Origin of the sequence: Halomonas terrestris (assembly GCF_049166755.1) — a bacterium.
Taxonomy (GTDB): Bacteria; Pseudomonadota; Gammaproteobacteria; order Pseudomonadales; family Halomonadaceae; genus Halomonas.
The window spans coordinates 349,022-375,398 of sequence record NZ_JBMHFZ010000002.1; the positions used below are offsets into that span (position 1 = coordinate 349,022).

At 68.6% G+C, this 26,377-nt stretch carries 26 protein-coding genes and 1 tRNA gene; 16 read left to right on the forward strand and 11 right to left on the reverse strand.

Annotated features, from left to right (window positions below):
* The first annotated feature begins 58 nt into the window (after positions 1 to 58).
* On the forward strand, positions 59 to 979 hold the full coding sequence (gcvA, locus tag ACOMD9_RS03925) for a transcriptional regulator GcvA (RefSeq protein ID WP_421412242.1): 921 nt from the start codon (positions 59 to 61) through the stop codon (positions 977 to 979).
* 169 nt (positions 980 to 1,148) lie between these two features.
* Here the strand turns inward: gcvA and ACOMD9_RS03930 are convergent, their stop codons facing one another.
* The 4 genes from ACOMD9_RS03930 to ACOMD9_RS03945 form a co-directional block, all read right to left on the reverse strand.
* The gene (locus ACOMD9_RS03930) at positions 1,149 to 1,349 is read right to left on the reverse strand and encodes a hypothetical protein (protein ID WP_421412243.1); all 201 of its coding nucleotides are present in this window, start codon (positions 1,347 to 1,349) and stop codon (positions 1,149 to 1,151) included.
* Between the two features lie 207 nt (positions 1,350 to 1,556).
* Positions 1,557 to 1,994 carry a VOC family protein gene (locus tag ACOMD9_RS03935; protein WP_421412244.1) on the reverse strand — a complete coding sequence of 146 codons (438 nt, stop codon included), beginning with the start codon at positions 1,992 to 1,994 and terminating at the stop codon, positions 1,557 to 1,559.
* A 294-nt stretch (positions 1,995 to 2,288) separates the two neighbouring features.
* Positions 2,289 to 2,633, reverse strand: coding sequence for an antibiotic biosynthesis monooxygenase family protein (locus ACOMD9_RS03940; protein ID WP_421412245.1), 345 nt, complete (start codon positions 2,631 to 2,633; stop codon positions 2,289 to 2,291).
* Positions 2,634 to 2,685: 52 nt separating this feature from the next.
* A complete protein-coding gene (locus tag ACOMD9_RS03945; protein WP_421412246.1) occupies positions 2,686 to 3,102 on the reverse strand; it encodes a VOC family protein in 417 nt (138 codons plus the stop codon).
* 363 nt (positions 3,103 to 3,465) lie between these two features.
* On the opposite strand from ACOMD9_RS03945, the gene ACOMD9_RS03950 reads away from it, so the two are divergent.
* The 3 genes from ACOMD9_RS03950 to ACOMD9_RS03960 are packed head-to-tail and all read left to right on the forward strand — an operon-like array spanning position 3,466 to position 4,908.
* The gene (locus tag ACOMD9_RS03950; RefSeq protein ID WP_421412247.1) at positions 3,466 to 4,323 is read left to right on the forward strand and encodes a bifunctional transcriptional activator/DNA repair enzyme AdaA; all 858 of its coding nucleotides are present in this window, start codon (positions 3,466 to 3,468) and stop codon (positions 4,321 to 4,323) included.
* Between the two features lie 11 nt (positions 4,324 to 4,334).
* On the forward strand, positions 4,335 to 4,574 hold the full coding sequence (locus tag ACOMD9_RS03955) for a methylated-DNA--[protein]-cysteine S-methyltransferase (protein ID WP_421412248.1): 240 nt from the start codon (positions 4,335 to 4,337) through the stop codon (positions 4,572 to 4,574).
* Positions 4,567 to 4,908, forward strand: coding sequence for a VOC family protein (locus ACOMD9_RS03960; RefSeq protein WP_421412249.1), 342 nt, complete (start codon positions 4,567 to 4,569; stop codon positions 4,906 to 4,908). The genes ACOMD9_RS03955 and ACOMD9_RS03960 overlap by 8 nt, the downstream gene beginning before the upstream one ends.
* Here ACOMD9_RS03960 and ACOMD9_RS03965 read toward each other — a convergent pair.
* A complete protein-coding gene (locus ACOMD9_RS03965) occupies positions 4,878 to 5,174 on the reverse strand; it encodes an MmyB family transcriptional regulator (protein ID WP_421412250.1) in 297 nt (98 codons plus the stop codon). The two genes, ACOMD9_RS03960 and ACOMD9_RS03965, sit on opposite strands and share 31 nt — an antisense overlap.
* A 77-nt stretch (positions 5,175 to 5,251) precedes the next feature.
* Between ACOMD9_RS03965 and fusA the strand changes: the two genes are divergently transcribed.
* The 6 genes from fusA to ACOMD9_RS03995 all read left to right on the forward strand — a co-directional run bounded on the left by fusA (position 5,252) and on the right by ACOMD9_RS03995 (position 11,197).
* A complete protein-coding gene (gene fusA / locus ACOMD9_RS03970; RefSeq protein WP_421412251.1) occupies positions 5,252 to 7,294 on the forward strand; it encodes an elongation factor G in 2,043 nt (680 codons plus the stop codon).
* A gap of 106 nt (positions 7,295 to 7,400) precedes the next feature.
* Positions 7,401 to 8,147, forward strand: a complete 747-nt coding sequence (locus ACOMD9_RS03975; protein WP_421412252.1) for a TIGR01458 family HAD-type hydrolase — start codon at positions 7,401 to 7,403, stop codon at positions 8,145 to 8,147.
* Between the two features lie 209 nt (positions 8,148 to 8,356).
* Positions 8,357 to 8,980: a LolA family protein gene (locus ACOMD9_RS03980; protein WP_421412253.1), complete on the forward strand. Its 624-nt coding sequence runs from the start codon at positions 8,357 to 8,359 to the stop codon at positions 8,978 to 8,980.
* A gap of 34 nt (positions 8,981 to 9,014) precedes the next feature.
* Positions 9,015 to 9,494, forward strand: coding sequence for an SRPBCC family protein (locus tag ACOMD9_RS03985; RefSeq protein WP_421412254.1), 480 nt, complete (start codon positions 9,015 to 9,017; stop codon positions 9,492 to 9,494).
* Positions 9,495 to 9,605: 111 nt separating this feature from the next.
* A complete protein-coding gene (locus tag ACOMD9_RS03990; protein ID WP_421412255.1) occupies positions 9,606 to 9,965 on the forward strand; it encodes a YciI family protein in 360 nt (119 codons plus the stop codon).
* A gap of 5 nt (positions 9,966 to 9,970) precedes the next feature.
* A complete protein-coding gene (locus tag ACOMD9_RS03995) occupies positions 9,971 to 11,197 on the forward strand; it encodes an RNA polymerase sigma factor (RefSeq protein WP_421412256.1) in 1,227 nt (408 codons plus the stop codon).
* 14 nt (positions 11,198 to 11,211) lie between these two features.
* On the opposite strand, the gene ACOMD9_RS04000 is transcribed toward ACOMD9_RS03995, so the two are convergent.
* Positions 11,212 to 12,492: an MgtC/SapB family protein gene (locus ACOMD9_RS04000; RefSeq protein WP_421412257.1), complete on the reverse strand. Its 1,281-nt coding sequence runs from the start codon at positions 12,490 to 12,492 to the stop codon at positions 11,212 to 11,214.
* Between the two features lie 246 nt (positions 12,493 to 12,738).
* Between ACOMD9_RS04000 and ACOMD9_RS04005 the strand changes: the two genes are divergently transcribed.
* On the forward strand, positions 12,739 to 13,236 hold the full coding sequence (locus ACOMD9_RS04005) for a hypothetical protein (protein WP_421412258.1): 498 nt from the start codon (positions 12,739 to 12,741) through the stop codon (positions 13,234 to 13,236).
* A gap of 100 nt (positions 13,237 to 13,336) precedes the next feature.
* Here the strand turns inward: ACOMD9_RS04005 and ACOMD9_RS04010 are convergent, their stop codons facing one another.
* Positions 13,337 to 15,319 carry an acyl CoA:acetate/3-ketoacid CoA transferase gene (locus tag ACOMD9_RS04010; protein WP_421412259.1) on the reverse strand — a complete coding sequence of 661 codons (1,983 nt, stop codon included), beginning with the start codon at positions 15,317 to 15,319 and terminating at the stop codon, positions 13,337 to 13,339.
* Positions 15,320 to 15,649: 330 nt separating this feature from the next.
* On the opposite strand from ACOMD9_RS04010, the gene ACOMD9_RS04015 reads away from it, so the two are divergent.
* Positions 15,650 to 16,402, forward strand: a complete 753-nt coding sequence (locus ACOMD9_RS04015) for an SDR family NAD(P)-dependent oxidoreductase (RefSeq protein ID WP_421412260.1) — start codon at positions 15,650 to 15,652, stop codon at positions 16,400 to 16,402.
* A gap of 119 nt (positions 16,403 to 16,521) precedes the next feature.
* Positions 16,522 to 17,397, forward strand: a complete 876-nt coding sequence (locus tag ACOMD9_RS04020) for a bifunctional nuclease domain-containing protein (RefSeq protein ID WP_421412261.1) — start codon at positions 16,522 to 16,524, stop codon at positions 17,395 to 17,397.
* Between the two features lie 75 nt (positions 17,398 to 17,472).
* Here ACOMD9_RS04020 and ACOMD9_RS04025 read toward each other — a convergent pair.
* Positions 17,473 to 17,548, reverse strand: a tRNA-Thr gene (locus ACOMD9_RS04025).
* 65 nt (positions 17,549 to 17,613) lie between these two features.
* Positions 17,614 to 18,423: an acyl-CoA thioesterase gene (locus ACOMD9_RS04030; protein ID WP_421412262.1), complete on the reverse strand. Its 810-nt coding sequence runs from the start codon at positions 18,421 to 18,423 to the stop codon at positions 17,614 to 17,616.
* 90 nt (positions 18,424 to 18,513) lie between these two features.
* Here ACOMD9_RS04030 and tadA point away from each other — a divergent pair, with 90 nt between their 5' ends.
* On the forward strand, positions 18,514 to 18,984 hold the full coding sequence (gene tadA / locus ACOMD9_RS04035; protein WP_421412293.1) for a tRNA adenosine(34) deaminase TadA: 471 nt from the start codon (positions 18,514 to 18,516) through the stop codon (positions 18,982 to 18,984).
* A gap of 3 nt (positions 18,985 to 18,987) precedes the next feature.
* Here the strand turns inward: tadA and mltF are convergent, their stop codons facing one another.
* A complete protein-coding gene (gene mltF / locus ACOMD9_RS04040; RefSeq protein WP_421412263.1) occupies positions 18,988 to 20,454 on the reverse strand; it encodes a membrane-bound lytic murein transglycosylase MltF in 1,467 nt (488 codons plus the stop codon).
* Positions 20,455 to 20,608: 154 nt separating this feature from the next.
* Here mltF and purL point away from each other — a divergent pair, with 154 nt between their 5' ends.
* Positions 20,609 to 24,550, forward strand: a complete 3,942-nt coding sequence (purL, locus tag ACOMD9_RS04045) for a phosphoribosylformylglycinamidine synthase (RefSeq protein WP_421412264.1) — start codon at positions 20,609 to 20,611, stop codon at positions 24,548 to 24,550.
* Positions 24,551 to 24,631: 81 nt separating this feature from the next.
* On the opposite strand, the gene ACOMD9_RS04050 is transcribed toward purL, so the two are convergent.
* Positions 24,632 to 25,177 (reverse strand): hypothetical protein, encoded by a 546-nt coding sequence (locus tag ACOMD9_RS04050; protein ID WP_421412265.1) that lies wholly within the window; start codon positions 25,175 to 25,177, stop codon positions 24,632 to 24,634.
* A gap of 369 nt (positions 25,178 to 25,546) precedes the next feature.
* On the opposite strand from ACOMD9_RS04050, the gene ACOMD9_RS04055 reads away from it, so the two are divergent.
* A complete protein-coding gene (locus tag ACOMD9_RS04055; RefSeq protein ID WP_421412266.1) occupies positions 25,547 to 26,356 on the forward strand; it encodes a crotonase/enoyl-CoA hydratase family protein in 810 nt (269 codons plus the stop codon).
* The last annotated feature ends 21 nt before the right edge of the window (positions 26,357 to 26,377 follow it).

Genomic DNA, 26,377 nt, shown 5'->3' on the forward strand with positions numbered 1-26,377 from the left:
AGCCCTATGGGGCGACAAACGACGATTCTTTTCCGCCAACGGAAAATAGAATTCATCCATGATGCCGCGACGACTCCCCTCCCTTTCCGCCCTGCGCGCCTTCGAGGCGGCGGCGCGCCACCTCAGTGCCAAGCGGGCCGCCGAGGAGCTTTCGGTGACGCCGACGGCGATCAGCCATCAGATTCGCCAGCTCGAGGAGGCCCTCGGCGTGGCGCTGTTCGTGCGCAAGCCGCGGCAGCTGGTGCTGACCGCCCAGGGGCAGGCGCTGCTTGGCGTGCTGAGCGACTCCTTCGATGCCATCGCCGAGACGGTGGCCAAGCTGCGCCGGCCACCGGCTCGGCAGTCGGTAACGCTCTCCACCACGCCGGCGGTGGCCGCACGCTGGCTGCTGCCCTGGGTCTGCCTGCTGCGCGACGCCCATCCGCAGATCGACCTGAGCATCCAGGTCTCCCACGAAGCGGTCGCCCTGGATGGTGTCGTCGCCGACATGGCGATCCGCTATGGCGAGGGCCCCTGGCCCGGACTGGTGGCCGAGAAGCTGTTCGACAATGTCTTCATACCGGCCTGCAGCCCTGCGCTGGGGCTGAAGGAGCCCGGCGAGCTGGTCCGCCATACGCTGCTGCACTTCTCCTCGCCCACGCCGGTGGACTGGGCGGCCTGGCAGCGCCAGGTCCAGGTGCCGGGGCTCGACGTCAGCGCCAGGCTGCTGTTCTCCGACGAGACGCACGGTATCGCGGCCGCCCTGGATGGCCAGGGGGTGGCCCTGATGAGCCGCTACCTGATCGAGGAGGAGCTGCGCCAGGGACGCCTGGTCCAGCCTTTCGGTCCCGAGATCAAGGCCGCTCCCTTCCAACTCGTCTACCCACCCGAGCGGCTCGAGGAGCCGGCCATCGCCGCCGTGCGCGAGTGGATCATCGGGTTGCTGGACCCTCAGTCCAGTGAGAGTGGTTGCCGTGCGATAGTCGAGCGCCATTCATGACATCCGCCGTGCCAGCTTGTCGGGCAGTGCCTTGCGGGCGATGAAGGGAGTGCCCTGGCTCATGACAGGATTCCTGAATCGTTGGGGGAAGATCGGGTGATGAAGGCCGAGTGGCCGTCACAGTGATGACGATTCAGGAAGGCGTCGTGTGACATGGGTGACGGCGTTGCTACCGTTCCAGCCGGGAGGGGAACTGGTCGATCGCCTCCCCTCGCTCCGGATGAAGAGGCAGCAGTCGCCCCTGCTCGCGATAGAGGCCGATGTCGCGCAGCATTCGTGCGTCACACTCTCTCAATGCGACATGGTCCCGATAGTTGGCAGTACCTCGGCGGCTACGCTTCAGCCAAGTCATGAGCTTGCGCAGATCCATGTTCTTCTCTCCGAAAGTGGCGTTTCCCTGCCACTTTCCCGCTCCGGTCGAGAGGCCACACTCCGTTTATTGCTGTCGGGGGTGCTCACTGGCGGGAAGGTCAGGGCAGACGGGTGGCCTGCACCGGGAAGGGGGCCGCCCGGCGGCCAAGGTTCGCGCTTCATCGGTCTGCTCGCCGAGCGGCCGAGGCAGGGCGCGATGCTGCGGCTAGGTCGAGTCCTGCTCTTCCTTTTCGTGGTTGATCATCCAGGCAACGCCGAATCGATCCACCAGCATGCCGAAACGATATGCCCAGAAGGTCTCCTCGAGCGGCATCTGCACGGTGCCGTTGTCGGCCAGGGCGTTGAAGAGCCGTTCGGCCTCTTCCACCGAGTCGACGCCGACCGCAATGCTCGCCCCCTTGATGCCTTCGTAGGGCACGGGGCACATGGGGGCATTGTCCGAGGCCATCAACAACTGGTCGCCGATGCGCAGGCGGGCATGCATGATCAGGTCGTGGGCTTCCGCGGGGATTTCCATGCCTTCGCTGTCGGGCATCTCGGCGTAGGTGGCCATGGCCTCGAGCTCGGCGCCGAAGCAGCGCTGGTAGAACGCGAAGGCATCACGGCAGTTGCCGTCGAAGATCAGGTAGGTGGAAAGTTGCATGGGGGACCTCCAGGCGGTGTGTTGTCGGTGCTGCTTCCTTTCGTCGATTCACCGTGGTCGATTTCGACACGCATTCGCGCATTTTCTGGAGGCCAGCCGCTGGTGCGGGACGTTTCCAACTATCCGAGCCGTGGCAAGTATCCGAGCCGTGGCAAGTGGCGGTATCGCAACAGCGGTGAATGGAGCCGGGTCGAGCACGTGCAGCGCGAGCCGTAGGTGGAGGAGCTCCAGGTCGAGCCTTGCCGGTAAGTAAGTCCTTACCGGGGCGCTATCCCTTCACTCGAAAAGTGGAGCTCAGTCGTGGCACTCGCGGCTGTCGGCGGGTGCCTGTTCGCGGTCGTGCATGCCGTAGTCGCGCATCACCCCGGCCACGCGCAGCCGGTAGTCGTCGAAGACCCCTTCGCGGCCCTGGGCCTGGGCCGCGCGGTGGCGTTCGAGCCGGCGCCACTGGGCCACGGCCTGCTCGTCGCGCCAGAAGGAGAGCGAGAGGATCTTGCCCGGCTGGGTGAGACTCTCGAAGCGTTCGATGGAGATGAATCCGTCGATCTCGTCGAGCAGCGGGCGCAGGCTGGCGGCGATGTCGAGGTAGTGGTCGCGGCGGCCGGATCTGGGGATGACTTCGAAGATGACGGCGATCATGGGAGTTCCTGACTCGGTGATGGCTGATGTGGTGTCGCATTGCGCCAGCGTTTCAGGTCGCGATCTCATCGTAGCCGCGATTCAGGAACTGCACGAAGCAGAAGCCGTGGCCGAAGGGGTCGGCCATCAGCGCAAGCTTGCCCCAGTCGTGGGTGACAATGGGCTGCTCCTGGGTGGCACCGGCCGCCCTGGCACGCTCCACCGCGGCCTCGATTTCCTCCACCACCACGTCCAGGTGCACCGGGGTCCAGTGGCGCGTGTAGTGGCGCTGCTCACCGGGCACGGGCTGTCCCGCGGCATAGGCCGGGGAGCCGGTCGCTTTCTCGAGCAAGTAGATCGGCGCCGGGCCACCGACCAGCTCGACCCCGTCATTGCCGAAGCGACGCCCGATCTCGAGGCCGAAAGCCTGCACGTAGAAGTCGATGCCACGTTCCAGGTCGTCCACGTCCAGGTTGACGAGAAAATCCATGTCGCCTCCTGCCACTGAATCAGGCCGGACTCCAACCGAAGTGGAGCCGTAGGCGTCGCCAGGTCAGCAAGTGCTTGCCGGGGCTGTGCCTGACAAGGTAGCAGGACGTTGGGGTCGCTGCCGTGCCGAACGCGGTAGCGCCGGGGTTGCAGACTCGGGCGTGCTGGACCGATGCCCGGGCGGGCACTCGCTGCGCTCTTGCCGTCGAAAAACCTGGCGGTTCCGGCGGTGCTATGCTGCGGATGTTGCGAAATACTGTGAAGAGGCGGGCTCACTTTGAAAGCAAGGGACGGAGTGTGCCAGGCGTGTACCGGGCTCATCCTCGACTCACAAGGCACGCCGAAGACACTGCAGGAGCCCGCCATGAACGAGACGCCCTCCGATTCACTTGCCACCTTCGATACCGATGAGGCGAAATGGGCGGCGGTACTGGCCCGCGATCCCGCGGCGGACGACGCCTTCGTCTATGCGGTGCGCACCACCGGGATCTATTGCCGTCCTACCTGCCCGTCACGCCGGCCGCGCCGCGAGAACGCCGAGTTCCATGCCGATGCGGCAGCCGCCGAGCGGGCCGGTTACCGGCCGTGCCAGCGCTGTCGTCCCCAGGAGCCTTCGTTGACCCAGCGGCACGCCCGGAGCGTCGCCAGGGCCTGCCGTCTCATCGAAGAATCCCAGGACCTGCCATCGCTCGACGAACTGGCGCAGGTGGCGGGGCTGAGTCGCTTCCACTTCCATCGTGTCTTCAAGTCGGTCACCGGGCTCACGCCCAGGGCCTATGCGGTCGCTTGCCGGGCGGAACGTGCGCGCCGGACACTGACGCAGCGAGAGACGATCACCGAGGCGATCTATGAGGCGGGCTTCAATTCCAGCGGGCGCTTCTATGCCGGTGCCGATCGCATGCTTGGCATGACACCCGGGCGCTACCGTGAGGGAGGGAAGGGCATGGAGATTCACTTCGCCCTGGGAGAATGTTCGCTGGGCAACATTCTAGTCGCGACCAGCGAAAAGGGCATCTGCGCCATTTCCCTGGGGAGCGATCCGGAGCAGCTGTTGCAGGAGTTCCAGGAGCGATTCGCCAACGCCAACCTGCTTCCGGGGGGCAAGCGCTTCGACGCCTGGGTGGCCAAGGTGGTGGCCTTCGTCGAGGCGCCTGGTGTCGGCTGTCACTGCCGCTGGATATTCGTGGTACCGCCTTTCAGCAGCGCGTCTGGCAGGCGCTGACCGAGATTCCCGTGGGCACCACGATCAGCTATGCGGAGTTGGCGGAGCGGATCGGCTCTCCCAGGGCTGTACGCGCCGTGGCCGGGGCCTGCGCCTCCAATCCCATCGCGCTTGCCATTCCCTGCCACCGGGTCGTGCGCAGCGACGGGGCGCTCTCGGGCTATCGTTGGGGCGTGGAGAGAAAGCGCACGCTGCTCGAGCGCGAGGCGGCGCGAGCAGAGGCCGCCATGCGGGAGCAGGAGCATGAGTGAAGATGATTCATCGCGGAGTTTCCTCCAGGGGCGGCTCTTCCAGCGCGTCGGTGACGCTGGTGCTGCCGGTATTCCCGGGTTATTTGTCGGTTATCCCTTCGATGGCCAGGATGTCAGTGTGGGAAATGGCACCATGACGGCCTTCCAGTTCGCTGACCCTGAGCGGGTCGACAAGCTATACGAAATGGCTATCGGCAACGGGGGCAGTGACGAGGGCGCTCCCGGTTATCGGCCTCAATACGCCGAAGGTTTCTATGCGGCCTATGTAGGGGATTGCGATGGCAATAAACTGGCGTTTGTCGTCTATCCGGATGAGTCGGAGCAAGCGAAATAAACCACCATCCTGAGATGCCGATGCTCGTCCACCAGCAGTGTGGCGTGTTCGTATGCTTTCGGATTCGAGTCGGCGTCGAGCAGCGTGCCGATGCCGTAGCGGTAGGCTTCATGATCGGGCTGTTCCCACCAGCGGCGAAAATCCGGCGACAGCTTGGCGAGCGCTTCGGTCAGTTCCTGCATGGCGGGGTCTTCGGGGGCGGCGGCCAGGTCGCAGCGAAACTGGGCCAGCAGGCGGGGGGCATGCCGGTGCGGGGTTCGAACCACCGATTTCCCCGTCGCCTGCTAACCTGTCTAGAACAGTCGAGTAGCCTTGGCATGGATCCGCAGCGGAGTTGTAGGAGATGCCCGAACGAAGCCCCGAACGTATCCGCAATATCGCGCTGGCCGGCCCGGCCGGCGCGGGAAAGACGTCCCTGGCCGAGGCGCTGCTGGCGGCCGCCGTCGGAAACTCCACTCCCGGCAGCGTGGAAACGGGCACCACGGTAAGCGACACCATGTCCCAGGAGAAGGCGTTGCAGCACTCCATCGCCGCCTCGGTGATGGGCGTCGAATGGGGCGATACCTGGATCAACCTGATCGACACCCCCGGCATGGCCGACTTCCAGGGCACGGCGCTCTCCATCCTGCCCGCCGTCGAGACCGTCGCGGTGGTGATGAATGCCGGTCGCGGCATCGAGGCCGGCGCTCGGCGCATGATGCAGTGGGCCGCAGAGCGCGGGCTGTGTCGGCTGATCATCGTCAACCAGATCGATGCTGCGCCCTCCGCGCTGCCCGCCCTGCTCGAGGAGATCCGTGCCACCTTCGGGGCCGAGTGCCTGCCGCTCAACCTGCCGGCGCAGGGTGCCGAGCAGGTGGCGGACTGCTTCTTCACGCCGGCCGGCGAGGCCGACTTCTCCTCGGTGGCCGAGACCCACGAGATGCTGGTCGACCAGGTGGTGGAGCTCGACGAGGAACTGATGGCGCTCTATCTGGAGCAGGGCGAGGAACTCGATCCCGCGCAGCTCCATGACCCCTTCGAAGCCGCACTGCGCGACGGGCACCTGGTGCCCGTCTGTTTCGTCTCGGCGGCCAGCGGTGCCGGGGTCCGTGAGCTGCTCGAGGTCTTCGTGCGGCTGATGCCCAATCCCCTGGAGGGCAATCCGCCGCCCTTCCTGCGTGAAGACGAGGAGGGCCGCCGCGAGTTCCACGCGCGGCCGGATCCTCAGGCCCATGTCCTGGCCCATGTGGTCAAGGTCGAGCACGACCCCTTCCTCGGCAAGATGGGGGTATTTCGTGTCCACCAGGGCACTGTCACCCGTGACACCCGGCTGTTCGCCGGGGAGGCCCGCAAGCCGTTCCGGGTCGGCACCCTCTTTCGCCTGCAGGGGCGCGAACACCTGGACGTGGAGCGCCTGGGCCCCGGCGAGATCGGCGCCCTGACCAAGGTCGACGAGGTGACCTTCGACAGCGTGCTGCACGACTCCCACGACGAGGACGATATCCACCTGCGCCCCGTGGCGCTGCCGGCCCCGGTGTTCGGCCTGGCGATCCAGGCGACCCGCCATGGTGACGAACAGAAGCTCTGGGAAGCCCTGGCCAGGATCGTCGAGGAGGATCAGGGGCTCAGGGTGGAGCAGGACGCCACCACCCAGGAGATCGTGCTGCGCGGGCTGGGCGAGCTGCACCTGCGCACGGCCCTGGAGCGGCTTCGCGAACGCTTCCGGCTGGAGGTCGAGACCAGCACGCCCTCCATTGCCTATCGGGAGACCATCGGTGCCTCCGCCGAGGGGCACTGCCGGCACAAGAAGCAGACCGGCGGGGCGGGGCAGTTCGGCGAGGTGTTCCTGCGCGTCGAGCCGTTGCCGCGCGGGGCCGGCTTCGAGTTCGTGGACACCATCCGCGGCGGCGTGATTCCGGGATCGCTGCTGCCGGCGGTGGAGAAGGGGGTGCGCCAGGCCATGGCCAGCGGCGCGGTGGCCGGCTACCCCATGCAGGACATTCGGGTCACCGTGCACGACGGCAAGACCCATCCGGTGGACTCCAAGGAGATCGCCTTCGTCATCGCCGGTCGCAAGGCATTCCTCGATGCGGTGCGCCGGGCGAACCCGATGGTCCTCGAGCCGGTGGCGGAACTGGTGGTGGAGGGCCCGAGCAGCGCCATGGGCGATCTCACGGCGGATCTCGCCGCGAGTCGCGGGCGCATCCAGGACACCCGCAATCACGGCGACCAGGTCGGTATCCAGGCGATCGTGCCGCTCGCGGAGATCGCCGACTACTCCAATCGCCTCAATGCCCTGACCGGAGGGGCCGGCAGCTACACCCTGCAGTTCAGCCACTACGAGCCCGCTCCCGACAATGTTCAGCGCCGGCTGATGCAGGCCTATCGGCCCACCGAGGAGGAGTAGCCCGGCTCGCCGGGATGATGGCCCGCCGGGGTCTGCTGGCGTCCGGTCGTGTAGCACGGCTGCCTGCTAGGCTGGAGGTTGGACAGGGACGAGCAGGAGAGGCGAGATGCTTCAGGCCGTACTACTCGATATCAGCGGGGTGCTTCACGAGGATGGGGTACCGCTGCCCGGTGCCGTGGAGGCGGTGGCGCGGCTGCAGGCCTCCCGCCTGGCGCTGCGCTTCGTCACCAATACGTCCCGCAAGACCAGCGCTACCGTCTATGCCGAGCTGCTGGAGATGGGCTTCGACCTGGAGCGGCAGCAGGTTTTCACGGCGCCGGCCGCCGTCCGGCGCCATCTCGAACAGCACCGGCTGCGTCCCTACCTGCTGGTTCACCAGGCCCTGGAGCCGGAGTTCGAGGGATTGGACGTCGCCGACCCCGATGCCGTGGTGCTGTGCGATGCCGAGCATCGACTGGACTATCGGCATCTCGATGAGGCCTTCCAGCTGCTCCTGCAGGGGGCGCCGCTGCTGACCGTGGGCACCAATCGCTATTTCCGCCAGCACGGCGGACTGCACCTGGACGTGGGCCCCTTCGTCAAGGCACTCGAGTATGCCGCCGACACCGAAGCCGTGGTGCTGGGCAAGCCGGCGTCGGGCTTCTTCCGGGCCGTGCTCGAGGATGTCGGCGTGGGGGCCGAGGATGCGCTGATGGTCGGCGACGATGTCGAGGCCGATGTGGCCGCGGCCATGGAGATCGGCATGTGCGCTGCGCTGGTCCGGACCGGCAAGTATCGCGACGGCGATGAGACGCGTGCGCCGGGGGCGTCGGTCGAGGCCGGTCTGGCGGGCCTGGTGGAGAGGCTGCTCTGACGAAGGCCTGTTGCCGACCGCACTTGGCCTGCTGGCGCGAGCCGAGGCCTGGCGGCCCTGGCGCGCCAATGCGGCGATGGACCTGTGGCATGCCGGTGCGGCCACCACGGGGGCGACCGTCCACCAGGGGGAGACCCTTGCCATTCTCACGGGCGCCGCGCTGCTAAGCTGATACCAGGCCTGGCTCTGCCTGTCGGGGGGAGGGAAGCATGCTGCCGGAACTGCTGATGGTGGTCGCACTCGGGCTGGAACCCGACCCCTTGTCGGCGGCCCTGTCGCGGTTCGAGCAGGTACCCGCCTACCAGCTGACCGTGCGCAGCGAGGGCCGGCGTGGCGAAGAGGTCATCCGCTACACCTACCGTCGTCCCGGCTTCATCCGCATGGACATGGTCACGCCCTACCGCGGGGCCGTGCTGATCTACAGCCCCGAGACCCGGAGGGTCCGGCTGTGGCCCTTCGGCTCCCCCGAGCGGCGTGCCGGCCTCTCCCTGAGCCCGCTCAATCCCCTGGTGCGCAGCGCCCGGGGGCACCGGGTGGACGAGTCGGACGTGGGCACCCTGCTGCGCAACGTGCAGCGACTGCAGCAGCAGGGGGAACTGCATCACCTGGGCGGCGCCGTGGTCGATGGCCGACACAGCCAGCATCTGGTCGTGCAGGGCGAGGAGGGGCATCGGGTGGGGGAGGTCGCCCGCTACGAGCTCTGGCTCGACGACGAGACCCTCTTCCCGCTCAAGGTCATCAGCTCGGATCGACTGGGGAGCGTGATCGAGACCGTGTGGCTGGAGGATATCGTCATCGACCCCGACCTGCCGGCCAACGTCTTCTCCCCCTGAGCGCCGGTCGCGAGTCCACGCAGGGACCCCGAGCATGGCGGAATTCCGGTTCGTCACCACCTGGGAGCTCGAGGCGCCGATCGACGCGGTGTATCGGGCGATCGGTGACTCGCCGTGCTGGCCGGCCTGGTGGAAGAGCCTCCGTTCGGTGGAGGAGCTGGCGCCGGGTGATGCCGACGGCATCGGCCGGCGATATCGCTATACCTGGAAGAGCCGCCTGGGCTATCGGCTGTGTTTCGAGATCCGTGTCACCCGGGTCCTGCCGGGCCGATCGATCGAGGGCAGCGCCAGTGGCGACGTGCAGGGGACAGGCCGCTGGCTGCTGATCGACGAGGGGGGCGTCACCCGGGTGCGCTACGAATGGCGGGTGCGTCCTGCCCGGCGCTGGATGACCCTGGTCGCCCCCGTCGCGGGGCCGCTGTTCGCCTGGAATCATCATGCCGTGATGGAGGACGGTGCCACCGGGCTCGCCCGGTGGCTCGGCGTGCGGCTGCTCCGGACCACCCGCGAGTGAGGTGGCCATCGACATCGCCCGCGCGCTCGCTGCGTTGTCGATTCGCGGCGCCGTCGCTCGACCCTTGAGCAGGCAGCGCCTAGGCTGCTGGGCAACCGAGGAGATTTCGACATGCAATACATGCTGATGTGCTGTATCGACGAGGCGCTGTGGGAGGCACTGCCCGAGGCATCGCGCGACGAGGTGATGGACGACTACCATGCACTGATCCAGGAGATGGTCACCAGCGGCCACTATCGGGGCGGCGCGAGGCTGCAGCCGGTGGCCACCTCCACCACCCTGCGCGAACAGGACGGCAAGGTGGTGATGCTCGACGGCCCCTTCGCCGAGGCTCGCGAGCAGCTGGGGGGCTTCCATGTGGTGGAGTGCCGCGACCTGGACGAGGCCCTGGCCCTGGCCCGGCGCATTCCGCCGCTGCGGGTGGGGGGCTCGGTCGAGGTGCGGCCGGTGGATCCGGCCTATCGCATGTGATGGGCATGCAGGTGGACCTGGCCGCCCTCTACCGCCGTGAGTATGGCCGTCTGCTCGCCGGCCTGATTCGCCGCTACGGCGATTTCGCCCTGGCCGAGGACGCCCTCCAGGCCGCCTTCGAGGCCGCCATGGAGCAGTGGCCGGCCGAGGGCGCACCGCCGAATCCGGTCTCCTGGCTGGCGGCCACCGCCCGACACAAGGCCGTCGACCAGCTGCGGCACCGGCAGATGCGCGAGCGCAAGCAGGGCGAGCTCGCGACCCACCTGACACTGCTGCTCGAGTCCGCGGCGGGCCCGGACGACCCCGAGCCACTGGACAGCCTGCGGCTGATCTTCACCTGCTGCCATCCCGCCCTGTCCCGCGCCGCCCAGGTGGCACTGACCCTGCGCACCCTGGGCGGGCTCACCACCGAGGAGATCGCCCGGGCCTTCATGGTGCCGGTACCCACCCTGGCCCAGCGGCTGGTGCGCGCCAAGGCCAAGATCCGCGATGCCGGCATCCCCTTCGAGGTGCCGGGTGACGACGACCTGGCCGAGCGCCTGGAGGCGGTGCTGGCGGTGATCTACCTGATCTTCAACGAAGGGTATGTCGCCAGCTATGGCCATCGGCTGATACGCGTCGAGCTGTGCCATGAGGCGATTCGTCTCGGCCGCCTGCTGGTCGGCCTGATGCCCGCCGAGCACGAGGCCCGGGGCCTGCTGGCGCTGATGCTGCTGCATGACGCCCGGCGCGAGACGCGTACCGATGCCGCCGACGATATCGTGCTGCTCGAGGACCAGGATCGCACGCGCTGGGATCGCGAGGCGATCGAGGAGGGGAGCGCCCAGGTCGAGCTGGCGTTGCGCGGCCGATCGGTCGGCCCCTACACGATCCAGGCCGCGATCGCGGCCCTGCATGCCCAGGCACCCACGGCGGCCGAGACCGACTGGCGGCGCATCGCGGCGCTCTACAGCCTGCTCCACGGCCTCCAGCCCACCCCCGTGGTGGCGCTCAATCGCGCCGTGGCCATCGCCATGGCGGACGGCCTGGAGACGGGGCTTGACCTGCTCGAGAAGATCCACCTGCCCGGCTATCACCTGCTACCGGCCACCCGGGCCGACCTGCTGCGCCGGCTGGGCCGCTACGGCGAGGCCGCCGTGCAGTATCGCGAGGCCCTGCGCCTGGTGTCCCAGGCGGCGGAGCGGCGCTTCCTCGAGCGGCGTCTGGCCGAGGTCGAACGCCTGCGGGATTGAGCGCGCGTGCCGGCTCAGACCAGCCACGCCACCCCGAGCCCTGCCATCAGGGAGGCGAGCATCGGCAGGGCGACCCGCTGGCCGAGTCGGCGGGTGCCGAAGCCGGCCGCCAGGCCGGCCTTCACCAGGTTGTTCACCGCGGCGGCGATGACGATCCCCAGCACCGCGGTGGAGGGGTCAATGCGCTCCAGCGACATGCGGGTCAGCGAGAGGGTGATGGCATCGACGTCGGCCAGCCCGGAGGTGGCGGCCAGCAGGTAGATGCCGGCGTCGCCCAGCCACTCCCTGAGCCACTCGCCGAGCAGCATGATCAGTGCCAGCAGGGCACCGAACAGCAGCGCCGTGCGCAGTTCCAGCGGGTTCTGGATCAGCGCGGGTCGGTCGAGCTTGAGCGCCCGGTACCGGGTGCGCCAGAGGTAGAGGGCCGGGGCATAGAGCAGCAACCCCATCATCGTGACCGGCAGCAGCAGCCGGGGCAACAGGCCGGGGCTGACCACCGCGGCGTAGATCAGGATGCGCGGGAACATGGTGCCGCAGGCGAGCAGGATGCCGGCGGCCAGCATTTCCTGGACCTCCTGGTTGTGGCGCGACTGGCGGGCGAAGTGCAGGGTCAGGGCGGTGGAGGAGCTGAGTCCGGCGAACAGGCCGGTGAAGAGGATGCCCTTCTCGGGGCCGCCGACCCGGATGGCGAAGTAGCCGACGAAGGAGATCGAGGCGATCAGCACCACCATCCACCAGATCTGGTAGGGGTTGAGGGCCTCGCCCGGCCCCATGCCCTGGTTGGGCAGCAGCGGCAGCATCACCACGGTGATCAGCAGCAGCTTGAGGCCGGCGTCGAGCTCGTGGGCCTGCAGCTTGCCCAGCAGGGCGTGGATCTCGCGCTTGTTGTCGAGGATCACCGCGGTGACCACGGCGCAGGCGGTGGCCAGGGCCAGGTCGATGGCCACCGCGATGGCGCCGAAGCAGAAGGTGAGCAGCAGCCCGACCAGGCCGGTGATGCTGTAGTCGCGGTGTTCGCTCACCCGGGCCCGCCAGGCCACCAGGCCGATGGCTGCCACGGCCAGGAACAGCAGCGGGAAGGCCCAGGCGATGAGCCGCTCGGCGAGCAGCGCGGCGATGCCACCAAGCAGCCCCACCAGGGCATGGGTGCGAATACCGGCGATACGCTCGCCGGACTTCTGCTCCCGTGCCACCCAGCCCCGCTCGATACCGATCAGCGCCCCCAGCAGTAGCGCCACCGCCAGCTGGATGGCGGTCTCGTTGGCGGCGATGAACTGGCTGGCGACGTCGTCCATGGGGCAATGTTTCCAGAACTGATGTGATGGTTGGTACGCCTTCAGAGTGGAGGGCAGGCTGCATGATTTCCATGCCATGGACGGTGCCTGTTCCGGATGCCTGGTTTTTCCTGTCCTGCATCAACAAGTCCACGGATCGAACGGTTGTGGGGTGCTGGTCCATGGACGGGGGCCGTCAAGCCAGCTAGATAGTGAAGAAGCAAGGGACCGCCATGGTCCCTTATCACTTTGCACGAGGTTACCGCCATGAAACGCCAGTCACTCTTCCAGCGCTGCGCCACCCTGCTGCCGGTGGCCGTGCTGAGCCTCTCCGTGGGCCTGGCCCAGGCCCAGGACGCCGACCTTGAGGAGTCCCTCTACGGCCGGCAGATGACCACCCAGCAGGAGCGCGACCAGATCCGCCAGCGCCTGCAGAGCACCCGCTCCTTCGAGGAGCGCCAGCAGATCCACAACGAGTACCAGCAGATGATCCGCCAGCGCGCCATGGAGCGCGGGTTCGAGCCCGACGGCATCTATGGTCGCCAGATGATGAACCAGCAGGAGCGCCGGGACTTCGCCGAGCGCATGCAGGGCGCCCGTTCCCTCGAGGAGCGCCAGCGGCTGCAGGCCGAGCATCGCCAGCAGATGCGCCACCGCATTCTCGAGCAGCGTGGCGCCGAGCAGCGGCAACGGCAGCAACAGCGTCAGCAGGAGCCGGGCAGCGGTGCCGGTAGAGGCAGGGGGGCGGGCCAGGGACGCAACTAGCGCGACCCCGCGGGCTTCCTGCCATGTCTGTCACCACGATCACGGCCTCGCGAGGGGCCGTGATCGTGAGGGATGGGGGCGTCGAGCGAAACGGCATCGCTCATGCCCCGGCTTCCTTGAGGTGCGCCTGCGCCTCCTCGGCACTCTCGAAGATGTGCGGCGCCACGGCCCGGGCCTCCAGGGCATGGCCGAGCTTCTTGCGCATGAAGCCGCTGGTGGTGTAGCGAGTCACCCGTGAATAGAAGCGCTCCTCCAGGCCGCGCACCATGTCGGTATAGGCGTCGAGCAGTGCCTCGTCGATGCGGCAGTGGTCATAGTTGACCACGGCATAGACACGCCGTCCCAGCGGGGCCAGCCGTGTCTGCACCTCGCGCTCGATGGCGTCGATGTCTGCCTGCGAGGCGATGCTGAGGTTCTCGAAGTTGATGAAGAGGATGTCCTCGGCCTCGTCGAAACTGAAGCGCCGGGCGAGTGGCAGGGCGAGCAGATCCCCACGCAGGCCCATGGGGGACTCGCGGAAGATGCGCTCGTCCATCGGCCTTGGCGGCTCGGGCATCAGCGGGGTGAAATCCATCTGCGCGAGGATATCGCGCTCGAGGTCCACCCCCGGGGCGATCTCGGTGAGGGCGATGCCCGCCGGCGTGAGCTCGAAGACGCCGCGCTCGGTCACATAGAGCACCGGCTTGCCATCCCCGGCGGCCAGTTCGCCGCTGAAGGTGCGGTGTTCCACCGCGGTGACGAACTTGGGGTGGCCGCCCTCGGGCAGGCGCAGCTGGCCGTCGACGAGGGCCAGCTCCTGCTTCGTGGCCGTGAAGGTGCCCATGAACACCACCTTGCGGGCATTCTGGCTGATGTTGATGAACCCGCCGGCACCGGCCAGGCGCGGGCCGAACTTCGAGACGTTGACGTTGCCGGCGGCGTCGACCTGGGCCATGCCGAGGAAGGCGATATCCAGCCCGCCGCCGTCGTAGAAGTCGAACTGGGCCGGCTGGTCGATGATCGCCTGGGTGTTGAGCGCCGCGCCGAAGTCGAGCCCGCCGGCGGGCAGGCCGCCGATCACCCCGGGCTCGGCGGTGAGGGTCACCAGCTCCAGCACCCGCTCTTCGCTGGCCACCGCGCCGACCCCTTCCGGCATGCCGATCCCCAGGTTCACCACGCTGTTGGGGGCCAGCTCGAAGGCGGCGCGTCGGGCGATGACCTTGCGTATCGACAGGGGCAGAACCTCGGGGGCGGCCATGGGCGCCTTGATCTCGCCGGAATAGGCCGGGTTGTAGGGGGTGCGGAAGGTCTGCCAGTGGTGCTCCGGTTCGTCGCACACCACCACGCAGTCCACCAGCACCCCGGGGATGCGCACGTCCTTGGGGTGCAGGGTGCCGCGCTCGGCGAGGCGTTCCACCTGCACGATGACCAGGCCGCCGGAGTTGCGCACCGCGGTGGCGATGGCCAGCGCCTCCAGCACCAGCGCCTCGCGCTCCATGGTCACGTTGCCCAGGGTGTCGGCGGTGGTGCCGCGCAGCAGCGCCACCTGCAGCGGCAGGGCCGGGTAGAACAGGTACTCCTCGCCGTCGATGGGCAGCAGCCGCACCCGTTCGTCGGGGGTCACGTCGTTGATCCGCCCGCCGCCCAGCCGCGGGTCGACGAAGGTGCCAAGGCCCACCCGGGTGAGGGTGCCGGGCTTGCCGGCGGCGATGTCGCGGAACAGGTGGGAGATCACCCCCTGGGGCAGGTTCCAGGCCTGGATGCGCCCCTCGATGGCGAGCTTCTGCAGCCGGGGCACCAGCCCCCAGTGGCCGCCGATCACCCTTGCCACCAGCCCCTCATGGCCCAGGTGGTTGAGGCCGCGCATCTTGCCGTCACCCTGGCCGGCCGCATACATCAGGGTCAGGTCGCGGGGCGTGCCTGTCTCCAGGAAGCGCGCCTCCAGGGCCACCGCCAGGTGCTCGGCGAAGCCGATGCCGACGAAGCCGCCGGTGGCCACGGCATCGCCGTCGCGGATCAGCTCGATCGCCTCGCGGGCCGAGACCACCTTGCCCTTCTCGGTGAAGGGGCGGCGGGAGAGCAACGGGTGGGTGCGGCGTTCCATGGCGTGGCTCCCCTGTGTCGATGGCGTCTCGTTGTCATGGACGGGTACTGTCTCGTTACATTAGCACAGCCCCTGGGGGTGGCCGCCTGATGCAACGCAAGGCCGGCGTGCGAGAGCCCGGTCAGGCGCCATGGTCTGCCGGATGAGGCGGGAGGCGTGTTGATGAAGGTCAAGGCCAGTTGATAAAGGCCTTGTGAGACGGGGAGGTCGGCGGGTCGCCTGCGGGATGATTGGCTACACTGAGGGCGCGCCGGGTGGTCCGCCTGCCCGGCCGTCTCATCGAGAACCGCCTTGCCCGGTCGAGGCGAGCGTCGTCAAGGAGCATCATCAATGCGTCTGCAAGGAAAGAACATCATCGTCACCGGCGGAGCCAGTGGCATCGGCCTCTCCTCCGTGGAGCGCTGCCTGGAGGAGGGCGCCAGTGTGATCATCGCCGATATCGAGGACGGTGACGGTGCCTCGCGCGCGGCAGCGCTGGACGGCAAGCACGCGGGACGCTGCCTGTTCAAGGCGGCCGACGTCACCGACACCGACCAGGTCGACCACCTGTTCGAGCATGCGGTGGCCGAGCTGGGCAGCGTGGATGCGGTGTTCAACAACGCCGGCATCGGCGGCATCTGCCCTTCCGACGAGGTGAGCGACGAGGCGTATCTCCGGGTCATCGACGTCAACCTCAACGGCGTCTTCCGGGTGGCCCGGGCTGCCCTGCGGGTGATGTACCCGCAGGGCAGCGGCAGCATCGTCAACTGCGCCTCCATCCTCGGGGTGTTCGGTCAGTCCCAGACCGCCGCCTACACCGCCGCCAAGGGCGGCGTGGTCAACCTCACCCGTACCCTGGCCATCGAGGCGGCACCGAAGGGCGTGCGGGTCAATGCCATCGGCCCGGGCTATATCGATACGCCGCTGCTCGAGGCGCTGGATGACGACATGCTGCAGGGATTGATCAGCCTGCACCCCCTCGGCCGCCTGGGGCGCCCGGAGGAGATCGCCAACGCCTTCCTGTTCCTGGCCAGCGACGAGGCGAGCTTCATCACCGGGGCCAACCTGATGGTCGACGGGGGCTTCACCGCCGGCAAGTCGTGAGACGGCCCCGGTGGCGTGCCGGACTCCCGGATGGCGCAGTGCCGACCGGACTGCCATGCTGAAAGGGCATTCACTCAGCCGCCGATCCTGCCAGGATGGGGGCGGATGCCGAGGAGCCCATGACACCCACCCTGCTGTCAGCATCCCGGCGCCTGCTGGCGCCACTGTGTCTCATCCTGCTGCTGGTCGCCTGGAGCCAGGCTGCCGCTCGCGAGCTCGCTGCCGAACCCGATGACATGGTCGAGGTGGAGGTTGCCACCGTCGGCATGGCCGGCATGGGCGGCCCCCCCGTGGTGCTGCTGCGAGAGCCTGGCGCCAGGGAGGTGATCCCGATCTTCATCGGCCCGGTGGAGGCCGGTGCCATCCTGCGAGGGTTGCACGGGGACCGGCCGCGTCGGCCCATGACCCATGACCTGCTGGGCGACGTGCTCGACGGCATCGAGGTGCGCCTGGAACGGGTCTATGTCGACGCCATCGTCGACAACACCTTCCTGGGGATGCTCGAGCTGCGCCTGGCGGGGCGCGATGACCCGCTGCACATCGACAGCCGGGCCAGCGATGCCATCGCCCTGGCCCTCACCGCCGGGGCGAGCATCCACGTGGCACCGCGGGTGCTGGAGGCCGCGCGGCAGATCGAGTACGAAGGGTTCGAGGACCAGGCGGTGGTGGCACTCGGCATCACGGTCACTCCCATCGACGACGACCTGCGCGAGGCACTCGGGCTGCCGGACGAAACCGGCCTGCTGGTCAGCGATGTCAGCGGCCCGGCCGAGGAGGCCGGCATGGCCCCGGGATCGATGCTGCTCGAGGTGAACGGCGAGGCGCCCGAGAGCCCGATGCACTTCCTCGAACTGGTGCGCGGTACCGCCGAGGGCGAGGATGCCCATCTGCGCTACTGGCAGCAGGGCGAGGTCCATGGTCTCGACCTCTCCACCGATGTGCCCGCCCCCCGGCCGCGGCGCCGCGAACCGGCGACCCCGAGTATCGAGACCTGAGCGCCGACGTCTCTCCCTCCTGAAACGCCGACAGCCGCCGGGTGATGACCGGGCGGCTGTCTCGCGGTGTCTTCATGGTGCCGGTGATAGGAGTCGAACCTACGACCTACGCATTACGAGTGCGTTGCTCTACCGACTGAGCTACACCGGCTCCGTTGGCGATGATAGTGACAACCTCGGGGCATTGCCAGCGGCGGGGCGCGATCGGCGGGGGCGTCAGCGCAGCCGCGTCAGTCCCTCCTGGGCCGTGGAGGCGACCAGCCGGCCCCGGCGGTCGTAGATGCTGCCGCGGGCGAAGCCACGGGAAGCGCCGGCCCAGGGGCTGTCCATGTCGTAGAGCAGCCAGTCGTCGAGCTTGACGTCATGATGGAACCAGAGCGCGTGGTCGAGGCTGGCGATCTGCAGTGTCGGGTCCCGGAAGGTGATGCCGTGGGGCACCAGTGCCGTGGTCAGCAGGTTGAAGTCGGAGCTGTAGGCGAGCAGGTAGCGGTTGAGTGCCGGGTCGTCGGGCAGTCTGCCGGCGAGGCGGAACCAGAGCCGCTTGCGTGCGGGCTGGCCGGGCGCTGCCTCGTCGCCGAGGTGCAGGAACTCGATGGGGTGGCCGGGGAAGCGCTCCACCCGGGCGTCGGTACGCTCCAGCGTCTCGGGCAGGGCCACCTCGGGCATTGTCGGCTGGTGGGTGAACCCCGCCTCCTCGCCGTGGAAGGAGGCGCTGCAGAAGAAGATCGGCCGCCCCTTCTGGATGGCGGTGACCCGGCGGGTGGTGAAGCTGCCGCCGTCGCGTACCGCATCGACCTGATAGACTACCGGGCGATGGGCATCGCCCGGGCGCAGGAAGTAGCCGTGCAGCGAGTGGGCGCGCCGCGAGGGGTCGACGGTCTGGCTGGCGGCCGACAGGGCCTGGCCCAGCACCTGGCCGCCGAACAGCTGGGGCAGGCCGAGATCCTGGCTGGTGCCGCGGAACAGGTTCTCCTCGAGGGCTTCCAGGCCGAGCAGGTCCACCAGGGCATTCAGGGCGTCAGGCATCGTCGCTATCCTCCGGGGGCCGCCGGCGGAGGAGCGCCGGCGGTGTCATACGATCGTTTCATGGTGTTCAGTCTACCGGAGTCGATGCCGATGCGCAGTGACGAATTCTACATGCACCGGGCGCTCGATCAGGCCCGGGAGGGGCTGGCCGCCGGCGAGGTGCCGGTGGGGGCGGTGGTGGTGGATGCCGCCGGCGAGATCGTCGGCGGCGGCTTCAATGCCCCGGTCTCGGGGCATGACCCCAGTGCCCATGCCGAGATCCGGGCCCTGCGCGACGCCGGCGAGCGGCTCGGCAACTACCGGCTGGACGGCTGCACCCTCTACGTGACCCTGGAGCCCTGCCTGATGTGTACCGGGGCCATCATCCATGCCCGCCTCGCCAGGGTGGTCTACGGGGCCGCCGAGCCCCGCACCGGGATGGTGGAGTCGAAGGCCAACCTCTTCGCCCAGCCCTGGCACAATCACCGTGTCGAGGTGGAGGGCGGGGTGCTGGCCGCCCGGGCGGCTCGGCTGCTGCGTGAGTTCTTCGCCGCGCGGCGGGAGGAGGGCGAGCCCGGTTGACCCTTACTGCCTCACCGAGGGAACGACTTCGAACGCCTCCCGCTCATGCTCGGCGGGCAGCCGGACATCGAGCCGGTGGAACTGCTGCTGGCTGCGATCCACATAGGAGAGGATCTCGTGGTAACGGCGAATGTTGCGCACGTAGATCACCGGCTCGCCACCCCGGGCATAGCCGTGCCGGGTCTGGCTGTGCCATTCGCGTTCCTGCAGCAGCGGCAGCGACTCGCGCACGTCGCGCCAGAGGTCCGGGTCCCCTCCGCGCCGTTCGGTGATCCGGCGTGCGTCATACAGGTGCCCCAGCCCCACGTTGTAGGCCGCCATGGCCATGAACAGCCGGTCCTCCCCGGTGATCGACTCCGGCAGGCGATCCTTCAGGCTGCGCAGGTAGCGAGCGCCGCCGTCGATGCTCTGCTCCGGGTCGAGGCGGTCGTCGACGTCCAGGTCGCCGGCGGTGGGCAGGGTCAGCATCATCAGGCCGCGCACCCCGGTGGGCGAGGTGGCCTGCGGATCCCAGTGGGACTCCTGGTAGCCCAGCGCGGCCAGCAGCTTCCAGTCGAAGTGGGTGTTCCGCGCGGCCTCGCGAAACAGCTCGGCGTACTCCGGAAGGCGCTTGTGCACGTGGTCGATGAAGGTGCGAGCCCCGACATATTCCAGGTAGTCGTCGTGGCCGAAATAGCGGGCCACGAGTCGCTCCAGCTCGCCCTCCATCCGCAGGGACTCGAGGAAGCGGTTGGCCTCCTCCACCAGCCCCAGGCCGCGCCCGGCGGGGAAGGCCCAGGCCATGGAGAGCGGCTCGCCCAGCACGAAACCCCGCTCGACGGCGGGGAAGAACAGCCGGTTGAGGCGGAACTGGTGCTCGAAGATCACGGCGGCGTCCAGGGTGCCGTCCTCGACCAGGCCGAGCAGCTCGGCGACCTCCAGGTCGGCGGACTCCCGCCAGCTCAGCTCGGGGTGCTCGGCCTGCAGTTCCCGCAACACCAGGTCGGTGCCTGAGCCCCCCAGGGTGGCGATGGCGAGGTCGTCCAGGTCGTCGAGCGCCTTCACCGGTGGCAGCCCCCGGCGGTAGACCAGCAGCGGCTGCAGGTCGAGGATCGGCCGGCTGAAGATGACGCCCTCCAGGGTCGGGTCCAGCGGCAGGGCGGCCGCCCCCAGGTCGCCCTCGCGGCGGACCGCGTCGAGCACGCCGGAGATATGGTGGCTGGCATCCAGGGTCAGGCTGACATCGAGATGGGCGGCGAAGCGTCGCATCAACTCGTACTCGAAGCCGGTGGGACCCTGCCGACCCTCGTAGTAGGTGGTGGGGGTGTTGCGGGTGTGCACGCTGATGAAGTCGCGCGCCAGCACGTCCTCGAGATGCCGGCCATTGGGCACCTCGGGCCGTTCCGGCACGAGGCTCAGGAGCAGCGCGACCACCAGGGCGGCATGGCCGCGCCGGACGCGCCGGAAATGGTCGGGAAGGGCTGTGGGCATTCGGGCACTGGATGACGACGGGACTCGTCACCATAACCAGCGGACGGCGAGCTGTCATCTCCGTGATTTCTCGCGCCCCGCGCTTTCCAGTATCATGTTCGCTCGTTGCCGCAGGCCGCGGCCCCGGATTTATCTGCTTCAGAGGCTCCAAGACATGCTCGAACTGCGAGGCGCGCCCGCCCTTTCCGCTTTCCGTCATGCCAAGCTGCTGGCCGCCCTGCGCGACACCGTTGCCGACGTCGAGTCGCTGCATGCCGAGTACGTGCACTTCGTCGACCATGACGGCGAGCTGGCCGGTGATGACATGACCGTGCTGGAGCGACTGCTGGACTATGGCACCAGGGACGAGGGGGAGCGCACCGGCCCGACCGATGGCCAGCTGTTTCTGGTGGTGCCGCGTATCGGCACCCAGTCGCCCTGGTCCTCCAAGGCCACCGATATCGCCCGCAACTGCGGCCTGGACCAGGTCCGGCGCATCGAGCGCGGCATCGCCTACCGGGTCAGGCTCAAGGGCATGCTCTCCGAGAAGGCCTTCGACAGGATCGTCGCCGCCCTGCACGACCGCATGACCGAGACGGTGCTGGCCAACGCCAGCGACGCGGCGAAGCTGTTCGCCCACCATGAGCCGGCGCCACTGGGCAGCGTCGACATCCTCGAGGGGGGGCGGGAAGCGCTGGCCACCGCCAACGTCGAGCTGGGCCTGGCACTGGCCGAGGACGAGATCGACTATCTTCTGGAGGCCTTCCGGGAACTGGGTCGCAATCCCGCGGATGTCGAACTGATGATGTTCGCCCAGGCCAACTCCGAGCACTGCCGTCACAAGATCTTCAACGCCGACTGGCTGATCGACGGCGAGGCGCAATCGCACTCGCTGTTCCGGATGATCAAGAACACCCATGCGGTGTCGCCCGAGGGCATACTTTCGGCCTACAGCGACAATGCCGCGGTGATCCGTGGCACGACGGCACCGCGCTTCTTTCCGGCCCCCCTCACCGGCCAGGCGGGCGAGCGCGCCGTCTACTCGAGCGTCGAGGAGCCGATCCACATCCTGATGAAGGTGGAGACCCACAACCACCCGACCGCGATCGCGCCCTATCCCGGCGCCGCCACCGGCGCCGGCGGCGAGATCCGCGACGAGGGTGCCACCGGCATCGGCGGCAAGCCCAAGGCGGGCCTGACCGGCTTCACCGTCTCCAACCTGCGTATCCCCGAGTTCGTGCAGCCCTGGGAGGCCTTCGACTACGGCAAGCCGGAGCGCATGCAGTCGGCGCTGGAGATCATGCTGGATGGCCCCATCGGCGGTGCCGCCTTCAACAACGAGTTTGGCCGGCCCAACCTCGCCGGCTATTTCCGCAGCTACGAGCAGGAGGCGCTGGGCCGGGACGGTATCGAACGCCGCGGCTTCCACAAGCCGATCATGATCGCCGGCGGCTACGGCAACATCCGCGACGGCCACGTCCAGAAGGGCGAGATCCCCGTGGGGGGCAAGCTGATCGTGATGGGCGGCCCGGCCATGCTCATCGGCCTGGGCGGCGGCGCGGCCTCGAGCATGGCCTCCGGGGCATCGAGTGCCGACCTGGACTTCGCCTCGGTGCAGCGCGAGAACCCCGAGATCGAGCGCCGCGCCCAGGAGGTGATCGATCGCTGCTGGGCCCTGGGGGAGCAGAACCCCATCCGCTTCATCCACGACGTGGGCGCCGGCGGCCTCTCCAACGCCCTGCCGGAACTGGTCAAGGACGGCGAGCGCGGCGGCCGCTTCGACCTGCGTGCCGTGCCCAACGCCGAGCCGGGGATGAGCCCGCTGGAGATCTGGTGCAACGAGGCCCAGGAGCGCTACGTGCTGGCGGTGGCGCCGGAGGATCTCGAGACCTTCGACGCCCTGTGCCGGCGCGAGCGCTGCCCCTATGCGGTGGTCGGCGAGGCCCTCGAGGCGCACCACCTGGAGGTGCGCGACGGCCACTTCGAGAGCAAGCCCGTCGACCTGCCCATGAGCGTGCTGTTCGGCAAGCCGCCGAAGATGCAGCGCGAGTTCACCCGCGAGGAGAACGAGCTGCCGGGGGTGATGCTCGACAACCTCGACCTGCGCGAGGCCATGGACCGGGTGCTGCGGCTGCCTACCGTGGCCTCCAAGAGCTTCCTGATCACCATCGGCGACCGCTCCATCACCGGCCAGGTGGCTCGCGACCAGATGGTCGGCCCCTGGCAGGTGCCGGTGGCCGATGTCGCCGTGACCACGGCCGGCTTCGACACCCATGCCGGCGAGGCCATGGCGGTGGGCGAGCGCCCGCCGGTGGCATTGATCGACCCCGCCGCCAGCGCACGGCTGGCGGTGGCCGAGGCGATCACCAACCTGGCCGCGGCCGCCATCGACGGGCTCGGCGACATCAAGCTCTCCGCCAACTGGATGAGCGCCGCCGACCATCCCGGCGAGAACCAGGCGCTGTATGACGCCGTGCACGCGGTGGGCATGGAGCTCTGTCCCGCACTCGGCATCGCCATCCCGGTGGGCAAGGACTCGATGTCCATGCGCACCGCCTGGCAGGAGGAGAACGACCGGGGCGAGGTCGAGGAGAAGAGCGTCACCTCGCCGCTCTCCCTGGTGGTCACCGGCTTCGCCCCGGTGCGCGATGCCATGCGGACCCTCACCCCGCAGATCAACCTGGAACAGGACGAGTCCGACCTGATCCTCGTCGACCTGGGCGGCGGCCGCAACCGCCTGGGCGGCTCGGCGCTGGCCCAGGTCTACGGCCAGGTGGGCTGCGAGTGCCCGGACCTCGACGACCCGGAGGACCTCAAGGCGTTCTTCGCCGTCATCCAGGGCCTCAATCGTGACGGCAAGCTGCTCGCCTACCATGACCGCAGCGATGGTGGCCTGCTGGTGACCCTGCTGGAGATGGCCTTCGCCGCCCATGCCGGCCTGGAGATCAAGCTCGACTGGCTGATCGACGAGCCGGCCGAGGCGGTGAACGCGCTGTTTGCCGAGGAGCTCGGCGCGGTGATCCAGGTGAACCGCCAGTACACCGAGGAGGTGCTGGCGCAGTTCGCCGCCGCCGGCCTCGAGACCTGCGGCGTCATCGCCCGGCCGCGTTACGACGACCAGGTGCGCGTGACCCTCTTCGAGGAGCCGTTGCTCGAGACCACCCGGCTGCTCACCCAGCGCACCTGGGCCGAGACCAGCTACCGGATGCAGGCGCTGCGCGACAATCCCGACTGCGCCAAGAGCGAGTTCGACGGCCTGCTCGACGACCGTGACCCGGGCCTCTCCGCCACGCCGACCTTCGACGTGGACGAGGACATCGCCGCCCCCTACCTGAACACGACCCGGCCGGCCGTGGCGGTGCTGCGCGAGCAGGGCGTCAACGGCCAGCTGGAGATGGCCTGGGCCTTCGACCGCGCCGGCTTCGAGGCGGTGGACGTGCACATGAGCGATATCCTCGCCGGGCGTGTGACCCTGGAGGCATTCAAGGGGCTGGTGGCCTGCGGCGGCTTCTCCTACGGCGACGTGCTGGGGGCCGGCGGCGGCTGGGCCAAGTCGGTGCTCTTCAATGCCCGTGCCCGCGAGCAGTTCGCCGGCTTCTTCCAGCGCGACGACAGCTTCGCGCTGGGCGTCTGCAACGGCTGCCAGATGCTGGCCCAGCTCAAGGAGCTGATTCCCGGTGCCGAGAACTGGCCGCGTTTCGTGCGCAACGAGTCCGAGCAGTTCGAGGCTCGGGTGGCCATGGTGCAGGTGGAGCAGAGCCCGTCGATCCTGCTGGCCGGCATGGAGGGCTCGCGGCTGCCCATTGCCGTGGCCCACGGCGAGGGACGCAGCGAGTTCCGCGACAGCGCCCACCTGCGTCGCATGCAGGGCAGCAGCCAGGTCGCCCTGCGCTACGTGGATAACTACGGCCAGGTGACCACCCGCTACCCGGCCAACCCCAACGGCTCGCCCTCCGGCATCACGGGCCTGACCACCCCGGATGGCCGGGTCACCATCATGATGCCGCACCCCGAGCGCGTGGTGCGGGCGGTGACCAACTCCTGGCGCCCGGCGGAGTGGACCCGCGAGGGTCCCTGGATGCGGCTGTTCCGCAACGCCCGGGTCTGGCTGGGGTGATCCCTCGGCGTTGAATGGTCCGAACGACGCGAGGCGGCCGGTGGCCGCCTCGCGTCGTTCGGGGTGCCTGGGCAGCGCTGCCTAGCACAGGGCGATGGGGCGGGCGAGGTGTTCGCCGTCGGTCAAGCGCCTGCCGAGCACGCCGAGCTCAGAGCGCTTCTGCTGGACGATGGTGTCCAGCAGGGGGTGAAGTGCGGCGGAGCTGGCCTCGCGCAACTGCTCGTAGAAGCGCCGTGATGCCTCGGCGTCCATGAGGGCCTGGGTCAAGGCGTCCATGGCCATGCCTTCGCAGTCGATGAAATGGCAGGGGTCGGCCTGCTTGCCATGCCGCTTGGCGTGCAGCATGGCGCCGTAGCGGTCGCTGCTCGACAGCGGGTACAGCAGCTCCATCTGCTGGGCGATGTGACCAAGCTTCTTCAGGCGCATCTCGCATTCGATACCCAGCCCGGCCATCATGCGGCTGATGCCCGTGTTGTAGGTGAGGAAGCTGAAGGCGAGGCGACGGTAGCGGGTGAGTTCGGCCAGCTCGTGGGTGCCGGCGAGGGCCAGCAGCTGGTCGACTCGCCAGCTGTTCCGGCAGGGAGACCGCGGGGCAGGCGTGGGACGTCGGGTGGGTGTCGTCGGCATGGCGGTGTCCTCTCGTGGTGGGGGAGTGACATCGGGGAGTCCGACAGCCGCGTGAGGTACGAGGGCGACCGCTCGGCAGTTGATGCCCTTCGTTTGTCGTGGCGCGTTACGCTGTTGATCCGTGACCCGATGCCCGCATGATGGGAAGAGCCGTACACTCGTGATGAGTGTCGCCATCACGCCTTGGACATTGGTCTGATACCCGGTGGTCAGCTCACTATAGTCCAGGCCAGGAGGATTCCGGATGAAAGTTCTTCATGGCGAGCGTCCCCCACCGGCACCTTGCCCATGCGGGGCATGAAACGGCTGTTTGAATGCTTGGGCGGGACTGGTCACACTCTGTCGGTGACACCCATACAGGAGAGTGGCATGGCAGTGACGGAACGCTTTCATGATCGAGTGGCCGTGGTCGTCGAGGACCATGTGGCCGAAGTGCGCCTGGCGCGGCCGAAGCAGCACAACGGCCTCGACTGGCCGATGATCGATGGCCTGCTGACGGCGCAGCATCGGCTGGTCGAGCTCGCGAAGGAGGGCGATGAAGGGTTGCGTGCCGTGATCCTCGGGGGAGAGGGGGACAGCTTCTGTGCCGGACTCGACATGGGCGCCATCATGGGCGAGCCGACGCGGCTGCCGACCCTGCTCGAGGCCGACGCGGCCGGCGTCAACACGGTGCAGCGCCTGGCGCTGGGCTGGCGCGAGGTCGGGGTGCCGGTGATCGCCGCCCTCCATGGCCATGTCTACGGGGGCGGGCTGCAGATCGCCCTGGGCGCCGACATCCGAGTCAGCCACCCCGAGGCTCGGCTGGCGTTGCTGGAGATCGTCTGGGGCATCATCCCCGACATGGGCATCAGCGTCACGGCGAGCGACATCCGCGGGGACGTGCTGCGCGAACTGGCCTGGACCGGCCGCAAGGTCACGGGCGAGGAGGCGCTGGCGCTGGGGCTGGTCACGCGGCTGGCCGACGACCCGTGGCGCACGGCCCGGGATATCGCCACCGCCGTGGCCGAACGCTCGCCCAGGGCGGTGGCCGCGGCCCGCGAGCTCTTCACCCTGGCGCCGGACATGCCGCCCCGCGAGCGGCTGGCGCTGGAGGCCCGCCTGCAGCATGGCCTGCTGGGAGGGGAGGAGCAGCTCGAGGCGGTGGCGGCGAGGCTGGCAGGGCGTCAGCCGCGCTTCTGACCCCTGACGCGGGCGGTGGTG